This window comes from Streptomyces sp. NPDC090088 (genome assembly GCF_044747345.1).
Lineage (GTDB): Bacteria > Actinomycetota > Actinomycetes > Streptomycetales > Streptomycetaceae > Streptomyces.
Map to the genome: position 1 here is coordinate 264016 of NZ_JBIVDZ010000009.1, position 14887 is coordinate 278902.

The following is a 14887-nucleotide window of genomic DNA, read 5'->3' on the forward strand; positions in this document are numbered from 1 at the left end:
GGGTCAGTGAGCGGTGGTCGTGGGCTCTCCGGAGCGCGCGGCGGTTCTGCGGCGCACGGCCGCCAGGGTGCCGAGCAGGATCAGGGTCAGCAGTGAGACACCGCCGACGGCCGTGCCCAGGCGCAGGCCGGGCGGGTGGAACGTGCAGGTGAGGCTGGTGGCGGAGGCGCCCAGCGGGACGGCGATCAGGCCGTGGAACTCGCTCGCCGCGGCCTCGGGGCCGCCCGCGGAGCAGCGCCAGCCGGCGATCCTGGGGACGGCCACGACGGCGGTGCCCTTGCTGCCGGCGGGGAGCCGGGCGTGCAGGGTGCCGTCGGAGACGGTCACCTCGGTCGCGCCGGAGGACTTCAACCGCCCTACGGCGGCGCGGAGTTTCGCGGTGTCGAGGCAGCCGACCGCGCCCCGGGCCGGTATCCGGCTCAGCCGGTTGGGCGTCAGCTCGATCCGCACCCGCCCCGTGGTACGGACCGTGCCGAGCGGCTGCATCGCGGCGATCTTCGTGCCCTCGGCGTCGGAGCGGAACAGCTTCCGCTCGCCGCCACTGGCGAGTTGGGCCGTGCCGGAGTAGCGGGGTGCCCACAGGAAGACCGAACTCCCGGCCCGGCACTGGGCGCTGACGGTCTGTGGCCCGTCGACCAGCAGGCCGCGCACCTCGTCGCCCTTGCGCTCACCGGTGAGGGCGGTGCGGGGCAGGGTGTAGACGCGGGCGCCGAGGAGCAGTTCCTGGTTGCGGTACGGCGAGGGGCCGAAGGCGGCGGGGGTGCTGTGCGCGGCGGTGGGCCGCACGGTCACCAGCGGCGGGACGTCCTCGCGGGTGACGGTCGACGGGCCGCCGCCCTGGGGCAGCCATTTCTGGTGCGGGTCCGGCGGGTTGTGCACCCGGGCGCCCACCGAGAACACCGCGTCGGTGACGGGGTTGTCGAGGCTCTGCAGGCTGCGGCCGCGCGAGGTCCAGCCGTCGCCGAGGGCGGTCATGGTGCGGCTGAGGACGTCGGCGGTGAGGCTGCTGTAGTACTGGGAACCCTGGCCGCCGACCGTCATCGGGTCGTTGGCGACGGTCTGGTCGCGGCCGGGTTCGGTGCGGTACCTCGGCCAGGCGTCGGCCTGGGCGACGGCGTCCGCCTCCCGCTGCTGGCGGTCGCCCCAGGGGGCGTAGTCGTCCATCTGGCCGAGGCGCATGCGGGTGGCCACGGCGGAGGTGGCGGCGGCCTCGCCGAACTGGGCGCCGACCAGCAGCAGCGCGGCCAGGCCGACCAGTACGGGCCTGCCGTTCCCCAGGCCGAGCAGGGCGAGACCGCCCAGGGCGCCCGCGGCGGCGAGCAGGACCACCGGCCAGGTGTGGTGATGGTGCTGGTGGGTCAGGGTGCTGCGGCTCGCGACGGCGGCGACGAGGACCAGGAGCCCGGCCGCGGCGCCCAGCGCCCGCCAGTCCGGCATCCCGTAGGCGAGGGCATGCCAAGCGGCGATGACCAGCAGGGCGCAGAGCACGAAGGCCTGGCGGTAGGAGCTGCCGTTCGGGGCGGCGAAGGCGTGCCAGGCCAGGCTGGTCGGCGCCCACTGCAGGGAGAGGGCGACCAGCAGCACCAGCACGGTCCAGCCCGCCCGCACCCGGGCCGGGACCGCCCGGTGGAAGGGCAGGGCGAGGGCGAGCACCAGCGCGGTGATGCCGACGTAGAGGGCCGGGGAGCTGTAGCTGTAGGTGGTCGGCAGCAGCCGGGCGAGCAGGTCGTCGGCGCCGACCGGGGCGAAGTGGCCCTCGCGGCCGGGGTAGGCGTGCTTGGTGCCGGAGTAGACGACGATCACCAGGGGCGCGGCGAGACCGATGCCGAGCCCGACGGTCACCGCGGCCCGGCCGACGACCGCGAGGGCGCGCCGCCAGGGCAGTTCGGCGAGGACCAGCCGGAGCAGCAGCACCAGGGCGGCGCCGAGGGTGGCCATGTAGGCGGTGTAGAAGTTGGCGATCCAGGCGAGCGCCACGATCAGCACCCCGACCAGCGGACGGCGGCCGGTCAGCGCCCACTCGCCGACCAGGCAGAGCAGCGGGAGCGCGATCAGGCCGTCGAGCCACATCGGGTTGTAGGAGGCGAGGGCGAGGCTCCAGCCGCACAGGGCGTAGGAGGCGCCCAGCAGACCGGCCGCCCACCAGCGCCCCCGGCGCAGGGTGAGCAGCAGGCAGGCCATGGCGGCGCCGGCGGTGGCCGTCTTCAGCACGGTGATCGTGTAGACGGCGAGGTCGATCTCGTCGCGCGGGAACACCGCGACGAGCAGGGCGAACGGGCTGCTGACATAGGTGCCGACGTCCGGCAGGAAGCTGGAGCCGTACCCGGACTGCCAGTTGACGAGGAGACCGCCGTCGGCCCTGCCGTGCAGCAGGTCCCACAGGTGGGCGTGGAAGGGCACGTACTGGTTGCCGAGGTCGTTGACGCTGCGGGTGCGGGAGCCGAAGGGGTAGCTGCGGGCCGCCACGTCGGCCGCGCAGAACGCGACGGTGGTGAGGACGGCCGCGAGCAGGGCGGCGGCCCACCGCGGATCGGCCTGGAGCCGTCTCGCGGATACCGTCTCCCGCTCTTCGCCCCCTGCCGGTTTCGCCCCCTGTTCGTGCCCGGTCAGGGTGGTGCGATTCATTCTGTGCGGCCCCCAGAGAAAAACGGGGGCGTTACTCCCCGCAGGTCGGTGTTTCGCCGACTTAGACGGGTAGTGGTTCCTGATGGTTGTGTCTCGCCTGTGAAGTAATAAGTCGAATTCCGAATCCGCGTGCGACTCGGAAAGAATTCGCGACTTCAAAGGAAACAGAAGATTTCGATGAAATGTTTTTCTGGTTAACGCGCCTGTGTGAGGCCTGTATCGGCGTCGTCGAGGACCGTGTCGCGGGCGGTCGTCGGGGCGGGGGCGCGATGGCCGCGTTCGAGGGCTTGGCCCCAGTATGTTCCGCCGACGATCAGGGCGGCCCCGAGCAGGGAGAGCGCGGTGAGGCGATCGCCACCGAGGGCGACACCGGTCAGCAGGGCCCACACCGGTTCGGTGCCGAGGAGCAGGCCGGCCCGGGTCGGGGAGGTGCGCTGGACGGCCCAGGTCTGGGCGAGGAAGGCGAACAGTCCGCAGCACAAGGCCAGATAGAGCAGCTGGGCCCAGGTGGCGGCGCCGGTCCGGGCGAGCTGCGGCAGTCCGGGCGCCGCGGGCACCAGGAAGAGGACCGCCCCCACGACGCTCTGCACGGCGGTCAGCTGGAACGGGCGCAGGGCCCGGCGGGCGGTCACCCGCCCGAGCAGCACCACATGGCCCGCCCGGACCACCGCCGCCGCGAGCATCAGCAGATCACCGGCTCCGGGGGCCCGCAGCCCGTGGCCGGACACGAGCAGCCCGACCCCCGCCACGCACGCCCCGGCGGCCAGGAAGAACCGTCCCGGCAGCGCCGCGCGGTCCAGGACCGGGGTGAGGACGAGGGTGAGGCTGATGATCAGGCCCGCGTTCCCGGCGCTGGTGTGGGCGACGCCGTACGTCTCCAGGACGAGGACCGCGGCCTGGGTGAGGCCGAGCAGCACGCCGTAGGTCCGCTCGTCGCGGGTGAGGGCGCGGGACCCGCGCAGCGCGGGGAGGCAGGCGAGGGCGCCGAGGGCGTAGCGCAGGAAGAGGACGATCAGAACGGGGAGCGCTTCCGTGGCCGCCTTCGCCGTCAGGTAGCTGGAGCCCCAGACGACGGCGACGGCCAGGAGCACCCCATCGGTACGACGGCTGGTCGGCATGCCGTTCACGATCCACGACCTGCATGTTGAAGTAAACGACGTCTTGCTCAACCGACCCTTTAGCAAAGCTACACTCATGCCGTGGACGAACGGCAGCTGCGGATCCTGCGGGAGCTGGGCGAACTGGGCAGCGTCACGGCCGTCGCGGAGGCGTTGCGGGTGACGCCCTCGGCGATCTCGCAGCAGCTGCGGCTGCTGCAGCGCTCGATCCCGGTCCCGCTCACCGAACGCGCCGGGCGCCGGCTGGTCCTCACGGCGGCCGGGCAGGCCCTGGCCGACGCGGCGATCGGCGTGGAGACGGCCCTGGCCCGGGCCCGCCACACCATCGACGCGTACGTCGACGAGCCCGACGCCAGGGTGTCGCTGGCCGCCTTCCACAGCGGGGCCGCCGCGTTCTTCCCCCAGCTGCTACGACAGCTGCGCGCGCCCGGCTCACCCCGGCTCGCCCTCCACGACGAGGACGTGGCCCAGGCCGACTTCCCGCCCCTGACCCGCGCCTACGACCTCGTCCTCGCCCACCGCCTGGACCACGCCCCGCCCTGGCCGAGGACCGTCACGGCCACCCCGCTGCTGCGCGAACCCCTCGACATCGCCCTGCCCGTCGGCCACCCGCTGGCGGAGCGGCCCGCGCTGACCGCGCGGGACGTGGCCGGCCAGCCCTGGATCACCGTGCACGACGGCTTCCCGCTGCTCGCGACCGTCGAGGCGGTCGCCGCCGCGGCCGGGCACCGGGTCGACATCGTCCACCGGGTCAACGAGATCGCGGTGGTCGCCGAGGTGGTCGCCGCGGGTGGCGGGGTCGCCCTGATGCCCCGCTGGACCTCCCGCCCGCACCCGGGCATCACCCTGCGACCGCTCGACGGCATCGAGGCCCACCGCCACATCGACGTGCTCCACCGCCCCGAGCGCGTGGCCCGCCGGGCGGTGCGGACCGTGCTCTCCGAACTGCTGGAGGCCGCGGAGATCGTCCGAAGCGGGGGTCCCGGCTGACGCGGGTCCCGTAGGTTCGGGAGCGCTCCCAGGCAGCCCCGGACGAGAGCGAGTCGCCCCATGCGGAGTCTGACCAAGCGGCAACTGTCCGCGCCCGAACTCGACGCCCTCCTCCGCGCGGCGACGGGCGTCGGGTGCCGGCTTGAGGCGGAACTGACCGACGGCTGGTTCAACACCGCCTATCGCGTGCGCTTCGACGACGGACGCCCGGCGGTGGTGAAGCTCGCCCCGCCCGCCGGGGCACCCGTGCTGCGGTACGAGCGGGGCATCATGGCGACCGAGGCCATGGTCTACCGGCGGCTCGCGTCCCTCGCCGACGGAGCGGTGCCGGCCCCGGCGCTGCTGCACTCCGGCGACGACTTCCTCGCCGTCTCCGTCCTGGAGGGCACCCCGTGGGACAAGGCGGCCGAGCAGCTTCCCCCCGCCTCGGCGGCCGTGCTGCGCCGCGAACTGGGGGCGATCACCGCCCGGTTGCACACCCTGACCGCCGAGGACGGCCGGTTCGGCTATCCGGCGCCCGAGGCCGACCTGTCCGCCGCCGACTGGCGCACCGCCTTCACGGCCATGGTGGAAGCCCTCCTGGAGGACGCCGGGCGCTGGGGGTCCGACCTCGGGGTGTCCGCCGCCGGGATACGTGCCCTGGTGGCCGCGGGCGGCCGGGCCCTCGACGAGGTCACCGAGCCCCGCCTGGTCCACTTCGACCTGTGGCCGGGCAACATCTTCGTCGACCACCCGGGGAACGGGGCCCGCATCACCGGGCTCATCGACCACGAACGCGCCTTCTGGGGCGACCCGGCCGCCGAACTGGTCTCGCTGGAGTTCGGCGGGGGCATCGGCCCGGACAGCGATCTGGCGGCGGGGTACCTCGCGGCCGGCGGCCACCTCGACTTCACCCCGGCCCTGCGCCACCGCCTCGCGCTGTACGGCCTCTACCTGGGACTGATCCTGGTCGTGGAGTGCGGCCCCCGGGGCTACGACGCAGACCGTGCCGGCTGGGGCCGCGGCTTCCTGGGCGAACGGGTCGCCGCACTGCGCGCGCTGGGGTGATCGCCGGCCCGCTTGACCTGGAGCGCACTCCACCTCCTAGCGTGCTTGTCGTGCCTGTCTCCGAGGGGAACGGAAGAGCTGACATGAGCGAGAGCACCACGCGCGAAGAACGTTTCGCCCACGGTCTGGAGGTCCTGCGGAAGGTCGACGGCGAGGCCGGGCAGCGGGTCATCGACTCGCTGGCCGACATCAGCCCCGAGCTGGGCCACCAGGTCGTCGCCTGGGGCTTCGGCGAGATCTACAGCCGCCCCGGACTCGCGCCCCGGGACCGGCAGTTGGTGACCCTGGGCATGCTCACCGCGCTGGGCGGCTGCGAGCCGCAGCTGGAGGTGCACGTCAACGCGTCCCTCAACATGGGCCTGACCCCCGAGGAGATCGTCGAGGCGCTGCTGCACTCGGCCGGTTACTGCGGCTTCCCCAAGGCCCTCAACGCCACCTTCGTCGCGAAGAAGGTGTTCGCCGAGCGCGGGCTGCTGCCGGTGGCCCAGCAGCCCGCGCCGGACGCTACCTCTGCCTGATCCGCAGGAAGGTGACCGAGTTCGCCGGGAAGGTGTACGTGAACCTGTCGGCGACCCCGGTGAAGGTGGAGGTGACGGGGGCGACCGCGGTGGACGTCTCCGTGTTCACCGCGTCGGGCGCCGCCGCGAGCGTGGTCACCCGGGCCTTCCCGGCCACCTTCGCACCGCCGAGGTCGATGGCCGTACGGGCCGCCGAGGACTGGGCGTTGACGACCTTGACGATCAGGTCGCCGGTCTTCCGGTCCTCGGTGACGACCTGCCGGAACGGCTCGGCGGGCTTGTCGTCCGTGAAGCTGCCCCACTCCTGTCCGTCGAGGTAGAGGGTGACCTGCCGCCCCCGCACCTTGATGTCGACGTCGTAGGCGCGGCCGGTCTCCACCGACCCGGCCTTGGCGATCAGCGTGGACTTGCCGCCGGCCACGGCCTGCTCGACCGCGGTCTGGGTGTTGTTCCAGCCGCCGATGTTCCACCAGTAGTAGTCGCCGGTGCCCTTGACGCCGAAGGCGACGAGGAAGCCCTCCTTGCCGGACTTCTTGGTGGCCTTCACATGCAGGTCGTAGTCGTGCCAGTTCGGGTCACCGGCCTGGACCATGGTGTTCTCGGCGGTGTCGGAGGTCTCGACGTACTGCCCGTCCTGGATCTCCCAGTTGCCGCCGCCGGTGTGCGTCCACTGCGCGGCGTCACCGGAGAAGTCGTCGGAGAGCAGGGTGTTCCCGTCGGCGTCGGTGACCTTGACGTCGTCGTAGGCGGCGCTGGTGTTCCAGGTGGACAGGCCGACGGCGCCGGAGATCGGGGCGAGCAGCGACGGGGTGCCGGTGGCCGTGGAGGGCACCACCCGGTCGCCGACGTTGTTCATGAACAGCTTCTGGACCTCGTAGTTCGCCGAGTCCCAGGAGGCGTGGTTGTTGAACCACACCAGGTCCGGGCGCCACTGGACGTAGTCCTCGTTGGCGAACAGCGGGGCGTAGGAGGCGAGTTCGACGACGTCCGCGTTGCGTTCGAGGCCGGTCATGTAGGCCGCCTCGGCGAGGCCGTTCTTGAAGGTGTTGCCGCCGGAGGCGTACTCGCCGACGAAGACCTTCGGGCCGCTGCGGTCGTAGGAGTCGTAGCGGTCGTTGTTCTGCAGGAACCACTGCGGGCTGTTGTAGTAGTGCTCGTCGACCAGGTCGACCTTGGCGTCCTTGTTGAGCTGCCAGGCCGTGTCGAAGGTCGTGCCGGAGTCGTCCGGGCCCGAGTTGGAGATGACCTGCATGTACGGGTACTTCGCCTGGATCGCGGCCCGGAACTGCGTGAAGCGGGCGAAGAACTCGGTGGGCAGGTTCTCCTCGTTGCCGACCTCGATGTGGGTGAGGTGGAACGGCTTGGGGTGGCCCATCCGGGCGCGCAGCCCGCCCCACTTCGACGTCACCGGGCCGTTGGCGAACTCGACGAGGTCGAGGGTGTCCTGGATGTGCCGCTTGAGCAGCGCGTCGTCGTCGACGGCCTTGTTCTGGCCGCAGCCGGTGACCAGGGCCGGGACGACGGGCAGCGGCATGGCGCCGATGTCCTCGGCGAGGCGGAAGTACTCGTAGTAGCCGAGGCCGTAACTCTGGTTGTAGCCCCAGAAGTTGGCGTTGGTGGCACGGGTCTCGACCGGGCCGACGGTGTCCTTCCACTGGTACGACCGCTTGCGCTGGTAGCCGGAGGCCTCGCTGTAGTCCTGCATCGAGCCGGTGTTGACCAGGCAGCCGCCGGGGAAGCGGACGAAGCCCGGGTGCAGGGCGGCGATCTTCTCGGCGAGGTCCTTGCGCAGGCCGTTGGGCTCGTGCTTGTAGGTGTCGCGCGGGAAGAGGGAGACCATGTCGAGCGCGGCGGCGTCCGAACTGGCCACGGTGAGGCGGCCGGTGGAGCTGGTGCGGGTCGCGGTGAAGGTCGCCCTGTACTGGGCCCAGCCGTTCTTCTTCACGGCCACCTGACGGGCGGTGGCGAGGGTGCCGCCGGAATCGTCGAGGGCGACCGTGAGGGTCGTACCGGCCTCGGCGCGGGCCCAGACCGAGAAGTCGTACTTCTTGCCGTCCTCGACCCGGATGCCGGTGTTGTAGCCGGAGTTGGTGACGGACGAACCGGCGGCGAGGGCGAGGTAGTCGCGGTTGCGGTCGTTGAGGCGGCCGGAGTCGTCGACGACCTGGGCGGTGCCGGTGACCGTCCAGGCGGTCAGCGGGGTGTACGACTTGTTGTCGTCGGTCGTGTACTCGAAGGACCGGTTCTGGACCAGTTCCGCGTACAGACCGCCGTCGGCGGCGCGGTTGATGTCCTCGAAGAAGACGCCGTACATCGTCTTGTCGATCGTGGCGCCCCGGGTGGCCGGGTCGACGGTGATCGCGTAGTCGGTGGTGTCCTCGGCGTGGGCGGGGGCCGGGACCAGCCCGACGGCTAGCAGGAAAGCGCTTGCCCCAAGGCCGAGTCTCAGCCGGGTGCGGGTGGTGCGTGACATGGATACTCCGCGGCTCGTGAAGGAGTTGCTCATTCGAAATATCGGACAGCGGTCAGCACTTCGAACGGCAAGATATGTAGACGCCATGAGCGCGTCAATGGGGCGGGCGTAGGGTCAAGGGATGCAGACGCTATTGCCGCCCCTGATCGTGTTCGCCGGTTCCGGCGGCGGGCCGGGCGGGGCGCTGGCCGCGTACGAGGAGGCGTTCCGGGCGACCAGCCATGCCGCGCACCAAGAGGTCCGGCAGCAGGCCGAGCGCAAGACGCCGACCGGCTCTCCCCGGCCGAAGAAGTGAGGACCGTGGACGACGGGTTCTGGCCGGTGCCGGACGTGCTGGCCCATCTCGGCGGCCGGTGGCGGGTCCGGCGGACCGTGCGGGACCTGGCGGGCGGGGACGAGGGGCGCTTCGACGGCACCACACTGTTCCGGCCGCTGCCGGACGGCGGCCTGCTGCACGAGGAGTCGGGAACGTTCACCTGGCAGGGGGTGCCCCGGCCCGCCGAGCGAACGCTACGGTTCCTGCCCGGAGCCCGGCCGGGCACGGCAGACGTGCGCTTCGCCGACGGGCGGCCCTTCCACGACCTGGACCTGACGTCGGGGCGCTGTATCGCCGACCACCCCTGCGCGGCCGACCTCTACCGGGGCGAGTTCACCGTCCAGGACGCCGACCACTGGCGCACGGTGTGGCAGGTGGGCGGCCCGACGAAGGACCTGCTCCTGACGACGGACTACGTACGCGAGACCGACTGAGCCGACCCGGCGAATCCAACTGCGGCACGAAAGCGCCCCCGAAGGGGCGCGGGGAACTGCGCGACCAGCCACGACGGCGCCGCACATGACACGCAACGTCCCCGGCGCACCCAGCGGAGCGGCTACGTGCGGGAGGAGTGCGCCGGTGACACGTCCAGGCGCAGGTTCCAGCGGCCGGCGAGGCCGGTGACCGTGGTCGTCGAGAGGGGGCGCACGTCGATGTTCCAGTAGATCGAGGGTGGTGCCTTGAGGGCGTAGACCAGCGCGGCGCGGATCACCGAGGGTTCGGCGACCGCGACGATCCGGCCGCCGTCGCCCACCGGGCGGGTGTCCAGCCAGCCGCCCACCCGGGAGATGAACGCCAGCAGCGACTCGCCGCCGTGCGGGGTGGCGCGCGGGTCGGCGAGCCAGGCGTCCACCAGACCCGGCTCCCTGGCCATCGCCTCGCCCAGCGTCAGCCCGCGCCAGCGGCCCATGTCGCAGTCGCGCAGGGCGAGCTGGACCAGCGGGGCGTACCCCAGCGCGTCGCCGGTCGCGCGGCTGCGCGGAGTCGGCGAGCAGTAGCGCAGCTCGGCCGCCGCCAGGGGCAGCAGATCACCGGCGACCCGCTGCACCTCCTCCCAGCCCGCCTGGTCCAGCGGGCGGTCGTCCTCGAAGCGCTCCGCGAGCAGCGCCGAGCTGCGCGCGGCTGCGACGAACGTGACCCGAAGTGACATGCGGCGATGGTGTGACGCTCATGTGCGCAGGTCAAGGGCTGCCGGGCAGTGAGTCGTCCGAGGTGGACGAAATGTTACCCAGTGGTCAGGAGGTGTCCGACAAGTCAGTCGGAATGTCACGCGGGCGACTCGTAGTAGAGGGCCATCCACTGGTCCGGGTGTTCGAGCGGGGCAAATCCGAGCTTCCGGTAGACCCCGTGGGCGTCGTGGGTGGCCAGCAGGACGCGCCGTATGCCGGACGGCCGCAGGTGCTCGCGGATCGCTCCGACCATCGCCGTGCCGACGCCCTTGCCGCGCACCGACGGGTCGACGTACACGTCGGCGAGCCAGGCGAACAGCGCCCCGTCGGTGACCACGCGGGCGTAGGCCACCTGCTCGCCGGTGGCGGTGTCGTACACCCCGAAGTTGAGGGAGCCCGCCATCGCGCGCTCGTGCTGCTCGCGCGGGCGGCCGGTCGCCCAGTAGGCGTCGCCGGACAGCCAGCCGTGTACGCGCTCGACGTCCACGCGGTCCGTCTCGGCGGAGAATTCGTAGCCCTCGGGGAGGCTGGGTGCGTCGCTCATGCGGGGATCCTCGCCGGTACGGGAGGCCGGCGTCGATCGGATTTCATGATCCGGAGCCCAGCACCTCGTCGCACGCGGCCCGCAGCCGTCGTACCCCTTCGGTGATCTCCCCCGTCCCCGCGACGGCCGCGAAGCTCAGGCGGACGTGGGCGGCCGGCGGTTCGGCGCTGAAGTACGGGCGGCCGGGGGTGATGGCGACGCCCGCACGGAGGGCGGCACCGGTGAGGACCGTGTCTCCCCCAGTGCCGAAAGCCTGGGAGGTGCCCCCAGTGCCGTCGGGCAGCCGGAGCCACAGGTGGTAGCCGCCGGACGGGATGTGCGGGAGGGCGAGTTCGGGGAGGTGGTGGGCGAGGGCGCCGGTCATGGTGTCGCGGCGGGTCTTCAGTTCGGCCGAGAGACCGCGCAGGTGGCGGGGCCAGGCCGGGGAGCCGACGAGTTCGAGGGTCGCCTCCTGGAGCGGGCGGGGCACGAAGAAGGTGTCGACGATCTGGATGGCGCGCAGGCGCTCCAGGACCGGGCCCCGGGCGGCCAGGGCGCTCACCCTCAGGCTCGGTGAGGTGGCCTTGGTCAGCGAGCCCACATGGACCACGACTCCGTCGGGGTCGTCGGCGGCGAGCGGGCGGGGCAGCGGGCCGGAGTCCGCGTGCACCAGCCGTCGTACGTAGTCGTCCTCGACGACGAACGCGCCGGCCGCGCGGGCGATGCGCAGCACCTCGGCGCGGCGGTCGGGGGCGAGGACGGCGCCGGTCGGGTTCTGGAAGAGGGGCTGGCAGACGAAGACGCGGGCGCCGGTGGCCCGCAGGGCGTCGGCGAGGAGGTCCGGCCGCACGCCGTCGGGGTCGACCGGGACCGGGACCGGGCGCAGCCCCGCGGCGCGGGCGATGGCGAGCATGCCGGGGTAGGTCGGGGACTCGACGAGGACCGGGGCGCCGGGCGGGGCGAGCGCGCGCAGGGCGGTGGCCAGGGCGGACTGGCCGCCGCCCGCGATCAGCACCTCGGCGGCGGTGACGGCGCCGCCGATCTCGCGGGCGAACCACTCGCGCAGCTCCGGCAGGCCGTCCAGCGGCGGCCGGCCCCAGGCGCCGGGGCGGCGGCCGGCTCTCGCCAGGGCCGCGGCCAGCGCCCGCTCGGGCTCCAGGGAGGCGTGCAGGTAGCCGCCGTTGAACTCCAGTACACCGGGCGGCGGGGCGGCCAGGCAGACGGTGACCCCGGACGCGTCCACCGTGCGCGGGACCACGTCGAGGGCGCCGTCCGCGCTGAGCGCCACCTCCTGCCAGGAGGTGTCCCCGGCGGGCTCGGCCGCGGGGCGGGGCCGGGCCTTGAAGGCACCGGCGCCGGGCCGGGTGACGACCAGCCCCTCGGCGACCAGCTGGGCCAGCGCCCGGGAGACCGTCACCGGGCTCACCCGGAACCGCTCGACGAGCACCCGGCTCGACGGGAGCTTTCCTCCTGGTGAGTAGCGGTCGAGGTCCCGCCGCAGCTGTTCCGCCAGTTCAAGGACACTGCTACGCTCTTGCATGAGAGCACAGAGTAGCGCTACTGACCCGACTGCGATAGCGGTCAGCACTCCCCCGCCCGCCGGGGCGCCCGCCTCCGCCGCCCACCGGCTCGGCACCCTGCAGGCCGCCCTCGGAGTCGTCGCCTTCTCCCTCACCTTCCCGGCCACCGCCTGGGGCCTGGAGGGCTTCGGGCCCTGGGCGCTGGTGGCCGTGCGCAGTGTGCTCGCGGCGGCCATGGCGGGCGGCTGTCTGCTGTTTCTCCGGGTACGACTGCCCGAGCGCCGGCACTGGGCGGGGCTCGCCGTCGTGGCGGCCGGAGTGGTGCTCGGCTTCCCGATGCTGACCACGCTCGCCCTGGAGACCTCCACCACCTCGCACGCGGCCGTGGTGGTGGGCCTGCTCCCGCTGACCACCGCCCTCTTCTCCGCGCTGCGCATGGGCATCCGCCCCTCCCGCACCTTCTGGGCGGCGGCGCTGGCGGGGGCGGCGGCCGTGCTGGCGTTCACGGTCGCCCAGAGCGGCGGGACCCTCACCACCGCCGACGCCTACCTCTTCGCGGCCCTCGTGGTGTGCGCGGCCGGGTACACCGAGGGCGGCCGGCTGGCCCGGATCATGCCGGGCTGGCAGGTCATCGGCTGGGCGCTGGTGCTCTGCCTGCCGCTCACCGTGCCGGCCGCCGTGCTCGCGCTGTCGTACGAACCGGTCGTCTGGAACGCGCACGGTGTGCTCGGTGTGCTGTGGGTGGCGGCGGGTTCGCAGTTCCTCGGGCTGGTGGTCTGGTACCGGGGCATGGCGGCCGTCGGCATTCCGAAGGCCAGCCAGTTGCAGTTGGCCCAGCCGCTGCTCACACTGGTGTGGTCGGTGCTGCTGCTGGGCGAGCACCTCTCCGCGGCCGCTCCACTCACGGCCGCCGCCGTGCTCGTGTGCATCGCCGTCACCCAACGATCGCGATCGTGAGGAGGCCCTGGAGATGCGTGCATCCGAGGGCGACCAGCTTGTCCAGCACGGCAGGGTGGTCGGTCAGCACGACCATGTCTCGACCATCGTCAAGGTGCTGGGACCGGAGGGCACCCCGCCCTACCGGGTCCGCTTCGAGGACGGCCACGAGGCCATCATGTCCCCCGGCCCCGACTGCCAGGTCAGGCACCGGGAGACCCATCCGCAACGTTAGGCCGCGGTACCGAGGTCGCCGGCCGCGCGCAGGTCAGCCCGGCGGAAGCGCCGCCTGCGGGTAGTGGTCGGCGACCACCCGCGACATGGCCCCGATCGGGTCGGCGACGACGTCCTTGGCCGCGAAGTACACATGCCCGCCGACCTGCGCATACTGCCCGGCCAGGGTCAGATGCCGGGACAGCTCGGCCGGGTCCTGCCAGGCCGAGGCGGCGCCCGCCGCCCCCGCCTGGTAGAGCGCCTCGCCGATGTAGAGCCGCGTCCCGCTCCCCTTGGCCACGCCCGCCCACCAGTCGACCACCTTGGCGTAGTCGGCGGCGGAGTTGCCGATCTGCCAGTACACCTGCGGGACGATGTAGTCGATCCAGTTCTTCTGGACCCACTTGCGGGTGTCCGCGTACAGGTCGTCGTACGTCTCGACGCCCGCCTTGGTGTCCGAGCCCCGGGAGTCGGTGGTGGCGTTGCGCCACACCGCGAACGGGCTGATCCCGAACCGGGTACCGGGCCGCAGCTCCTTGATCCCGGCCGCGGTCTCGGTCACCAGCTTGTCGATGTTGTCCCGCCGCCAGGCCGCCCGCGAGGAGAAGTCGCCGCCGTGGGCGTCGTAGGCGTCGTCGTCGTCGAAGGTCTGGCCGGCCACCGGGTACGGGTAGAAGTAGTCGTCGAAGTGGACGGCGTCCACGGGGTACTTGGTGACCGCGTCCAGGATCGCCTGCTCCACGAAGGTGCGGACGGCCGGGATGCCCGGGTTGTAGTAGAGCTTGCCGCCGTACGGCACCACCCAGTCCGGGTGCTTGCGGGCGGGGTGCGAGGAGACCAGCTTCCCCGGGTCGGTGTTGTTGGCGATCCGGTACGGGTTGAACCAGGCGTGCAGCTGCAGGCCCCGGGCATGGGCCTCCTCGACGGCGACGCCCAGCGGGTCCCAGCCGGGGTTCTTGCCCTGGGTGCCGGTGAGGTACTGGGACCAGGGCTCGTACGGCGAGGGCCAGAAGGCGTCGGCGGTCGGCCGTACCTGGAACATCACCGCGTTGAGCCGGTAGTGGACCGCCTTGTCGAGGAGGGCGGTCAGCTCCTTGCGCTGGTCGGCCGCCGAGAGCCCGGTGCGGGAGGGCCAGTCGCGGTTGGAGACGGTCGCCAGCCACATGCCCCGCATCTCGGTGGATGCCCGACGCGGCCGGCCCGGCCGGTGCGGCCGGCCGGTGGGGGCCGCCGCCCCCGGGGCCGCCAGCGTCAGCGTGGACAGCGCCGCCAGCGCGAACGCCCTGCGAGACACTCCTGCCATCGTGAGACCCTCTCACTCTCCGGACCCGTGCGATCACGGATCGCCTCCGCGCCACAGGATGCCCCCACCCGGACGATCGATCATCGATACTTACGGGTAACGTGCACGAACGGAGCACGAACGGAAGCAGGCACCG

At 72.6% G+C, this 14887-nt stretch carries 14 protein-coding genes; 7 read left to right on the forward strand and 7 right to left on the reverse strand.

The window, feature by feature from the left end; translation table 11 throughout:
• Positions 1 to 3: 3 nt before the first annotated feature.
• Both ACIPSJ_RS38105 and ACIPSJ_RS38110 read right to left on the reverse strand, forming a co-directional pair.
• On the reverse strand, positions 4 to 2625 hold the full coding sequence (locus ACIPSJ_RS38105) for a YfhO family protein (protein ID WP_401352778.1): 2622 nt from the start codon (positions 2623 to 2625) through the stop codon (positions 4 to 6).
• A gap of 194 nt (positions 2626 to 2819) precedes the next feature.
• Positions 2820 to 3743 (reverse strand): EamA family transporter, encoded by a 924-nt coding sequence (locus ACIPSJ_RS38110; RefSeq protein ID WP_359214230.1) that lies wholly within the window; start codon positions 3741 to 3743, stop codon positions 2820 to 2822.
• Between the two features lie 81 nt (positions 3744 to 3824).
• Between ACIPSJ_RS38110 and ACIPSJ_RS38115 the strand changes: the two genes are divergently transcribed.
• The 3 genes from ACIPSJ_RS38115 to ACIPSJ_RS38125 all read left to right on the forward strand — a co-directional run bounded on the left by ACIPSJ_RS38115 (position 3825) and on the right by ACIPSJ_RS38125 (position 6298).
• Complete coding sequence (locus ACIPSJ_RS38115; RefSeq protein WP_401352780.1) at positions 3825 to 4733, forward strand: LysR family transcriptional regulator; 909 nt, start codon at positions 3825 to 3827, stop codon at positions 4731 to 4733.
• A 60-nt stretch (positions 4734 to 4793) separates the two neighbouring features.
• The gene (locus ACIPSJ_RS38120) at positions 4794 to 5780 is read left to right on the forward strand and encodes a phosphotransferase family protein (RefSeq protein WP_401352782.1); all 987 of its coding nucleotides are present in this window, start codon (positions 4794 to 4796) and stop codon (positions 5778 to 5780) included.
• Positions 5781 to 5863: 83 nt separating this feature from the next.
• Positions 5864 to 6298 (forward strand): carboxymuconolactone decarboxylase family protein, encoded by a 435-nt coding sequence (locus ACIPSJ_RS38125; protein WP_401352784.1) that lies wholly within the window; start codon positions 5864 to 5866, stop codon positions 6296 to 6298.
• Here ACIPSJ_RS38125 and ACIPSJ_RS38130 read toward each other — a convergent pair.
• Positions 6285 to 8771 (reverse strand): alpha-L-arabinofuranosidase C-terminal domain-containing protein, encoded by a 2487-nt coding sequence (locus tag ACIPSJ_RS38130; RefSeq protein ID WP_401352786.1) that lies wholly within the window; start codon positions 8769 to 8771, stop codon positions 6285 to 6287. The two genes, ACIPSJ_RS38125 and ACIPSJ_RS38130, sit on opposite strands and share 14 nt — an antisense overlap.
• 121 nt (positions 8772 to 8892) lie before the next feature.
• On the opposite strand from ACIPSJ_RS38130, the gene ACIPSJ_RS38135 reads away from it, so the two are divergent.
• Both ACIPSJ_RS38135 and ACIPSJ_RS38140 read left to right on the forward strand, forming a co-directional pair.
• Complete coding sequence (locus tag ACIPSJ_RS38135) at positions 8893 to 9066, forward strand: hypothetical protein (RefSeq protein WP_359214215.1); 174 nt, start codon at positions 8893 to 8895, stop codon at positions 9064 to 9066.
• A 5-nt stretch (positions 9067 to 9071) separates the two neighbouring features.
• On the forward strand, positions 9072 to 9521 hold the full coding sequence (locus ACIPSJ_RS38140; RefSeq protein ID WP_401352788.1) for a DUF6314 family protein: 450 nt from the start codon (positions 9072 to 9074) through the stop codon (positions 9519 to 9521).
• 122 nt (positions 9522 to 9643) lie between these two features.
• On the opposite strand, the gene ACIPSJ_RS38145 is transcribed toward ACIPSJ_RS38140, so the two are convergent.
• The 3 genes from ACIPSJ_RS38145 to ACIPSJ_RS38155 form a co-directional block, all read right to left on the reverse strand.
• Entirely contained in the window at positions 9644 to 10237 is a 594-nt protein-coding gene (locus tag ACIPSJ_RS38145; protein WP_355710965.1) for a histidine phosphatase family protein, read from the reverse strand.
• A gap of 116 nt (positions 10238 to 10353) precedes the next feature.
• The gene (locus ACIPSJ_RS38150) at positions 10354 to 10800 is read right to left on the reverse strand and encodes a GNAT family N-acetyltransferase (RefSeq protein ID WP_401352790.1); all 447 of its coding nucleotides are present in this window, start codon (positions 10798 to 10800) and stop codon (positions 10354 to 10356) included.
• A gap of 43 nt (positions 10801 to 10843) precedes the next feature.
• Positions 10844 to 12319: a PLP-dependent aminotransferase family protein gene (locus ACIPSJ_RS38155; RefSeq protein ID WP_359214205.1), complete on the reverse strand. Its 1476-nt coding sequence runs from the start codon at positions 12317 to 12319 to the stop codon at positions 10844 to 10846.
• Between ACIPSJ_RS38155 and ACIPSJ_RS38160 the strand changes: the two genes are divergently transcribed.
• Entirely contained in the window at positions 12318 to 13256 is a 939-nt protein-coding gene (locus ACIPSJ_RS38160; RefSeq protein WP_401352793.1) for a DMT family transporter, read from the forward strand. The two genes, ACIPSJ_RS38155 and ACIPSJ_RS38160, sit on opposite strands and share 2 nt — an antisense overlap.
• A 13-nt stretch (positions 13257 to 13269) precedes the next feature.
• Complete coding sequence (locus ACIPSJ_RS38165; protein ID WP_355710961.1) at positions 13270 to 13470, forward strand: DUF1918 domain-containing protein; 201 nt, start codon at positions 13270 to 13272, stop codon at positions 13468 to 13470.
• 33 nt (positions 13471 to 13503) lie between these two features.
• Here the strand turns inward: ACIPSJ_RS38165 and ACIPSJ_RS38170 are convergent, their stop codons facing one another.
• Positions 13504 to 14751, reverse strand: a complete 1248-nt coding sequence (locus tag ACIPSJ_RS38170) for a family 10 glycosylhydrolase (protein WP_359214199.1) — start codon at positions 14749 to 14751, stop codon at positions 13504 to 13506.
• Positions 14752 to 14887: the final 136 nt, after the last annotated feature.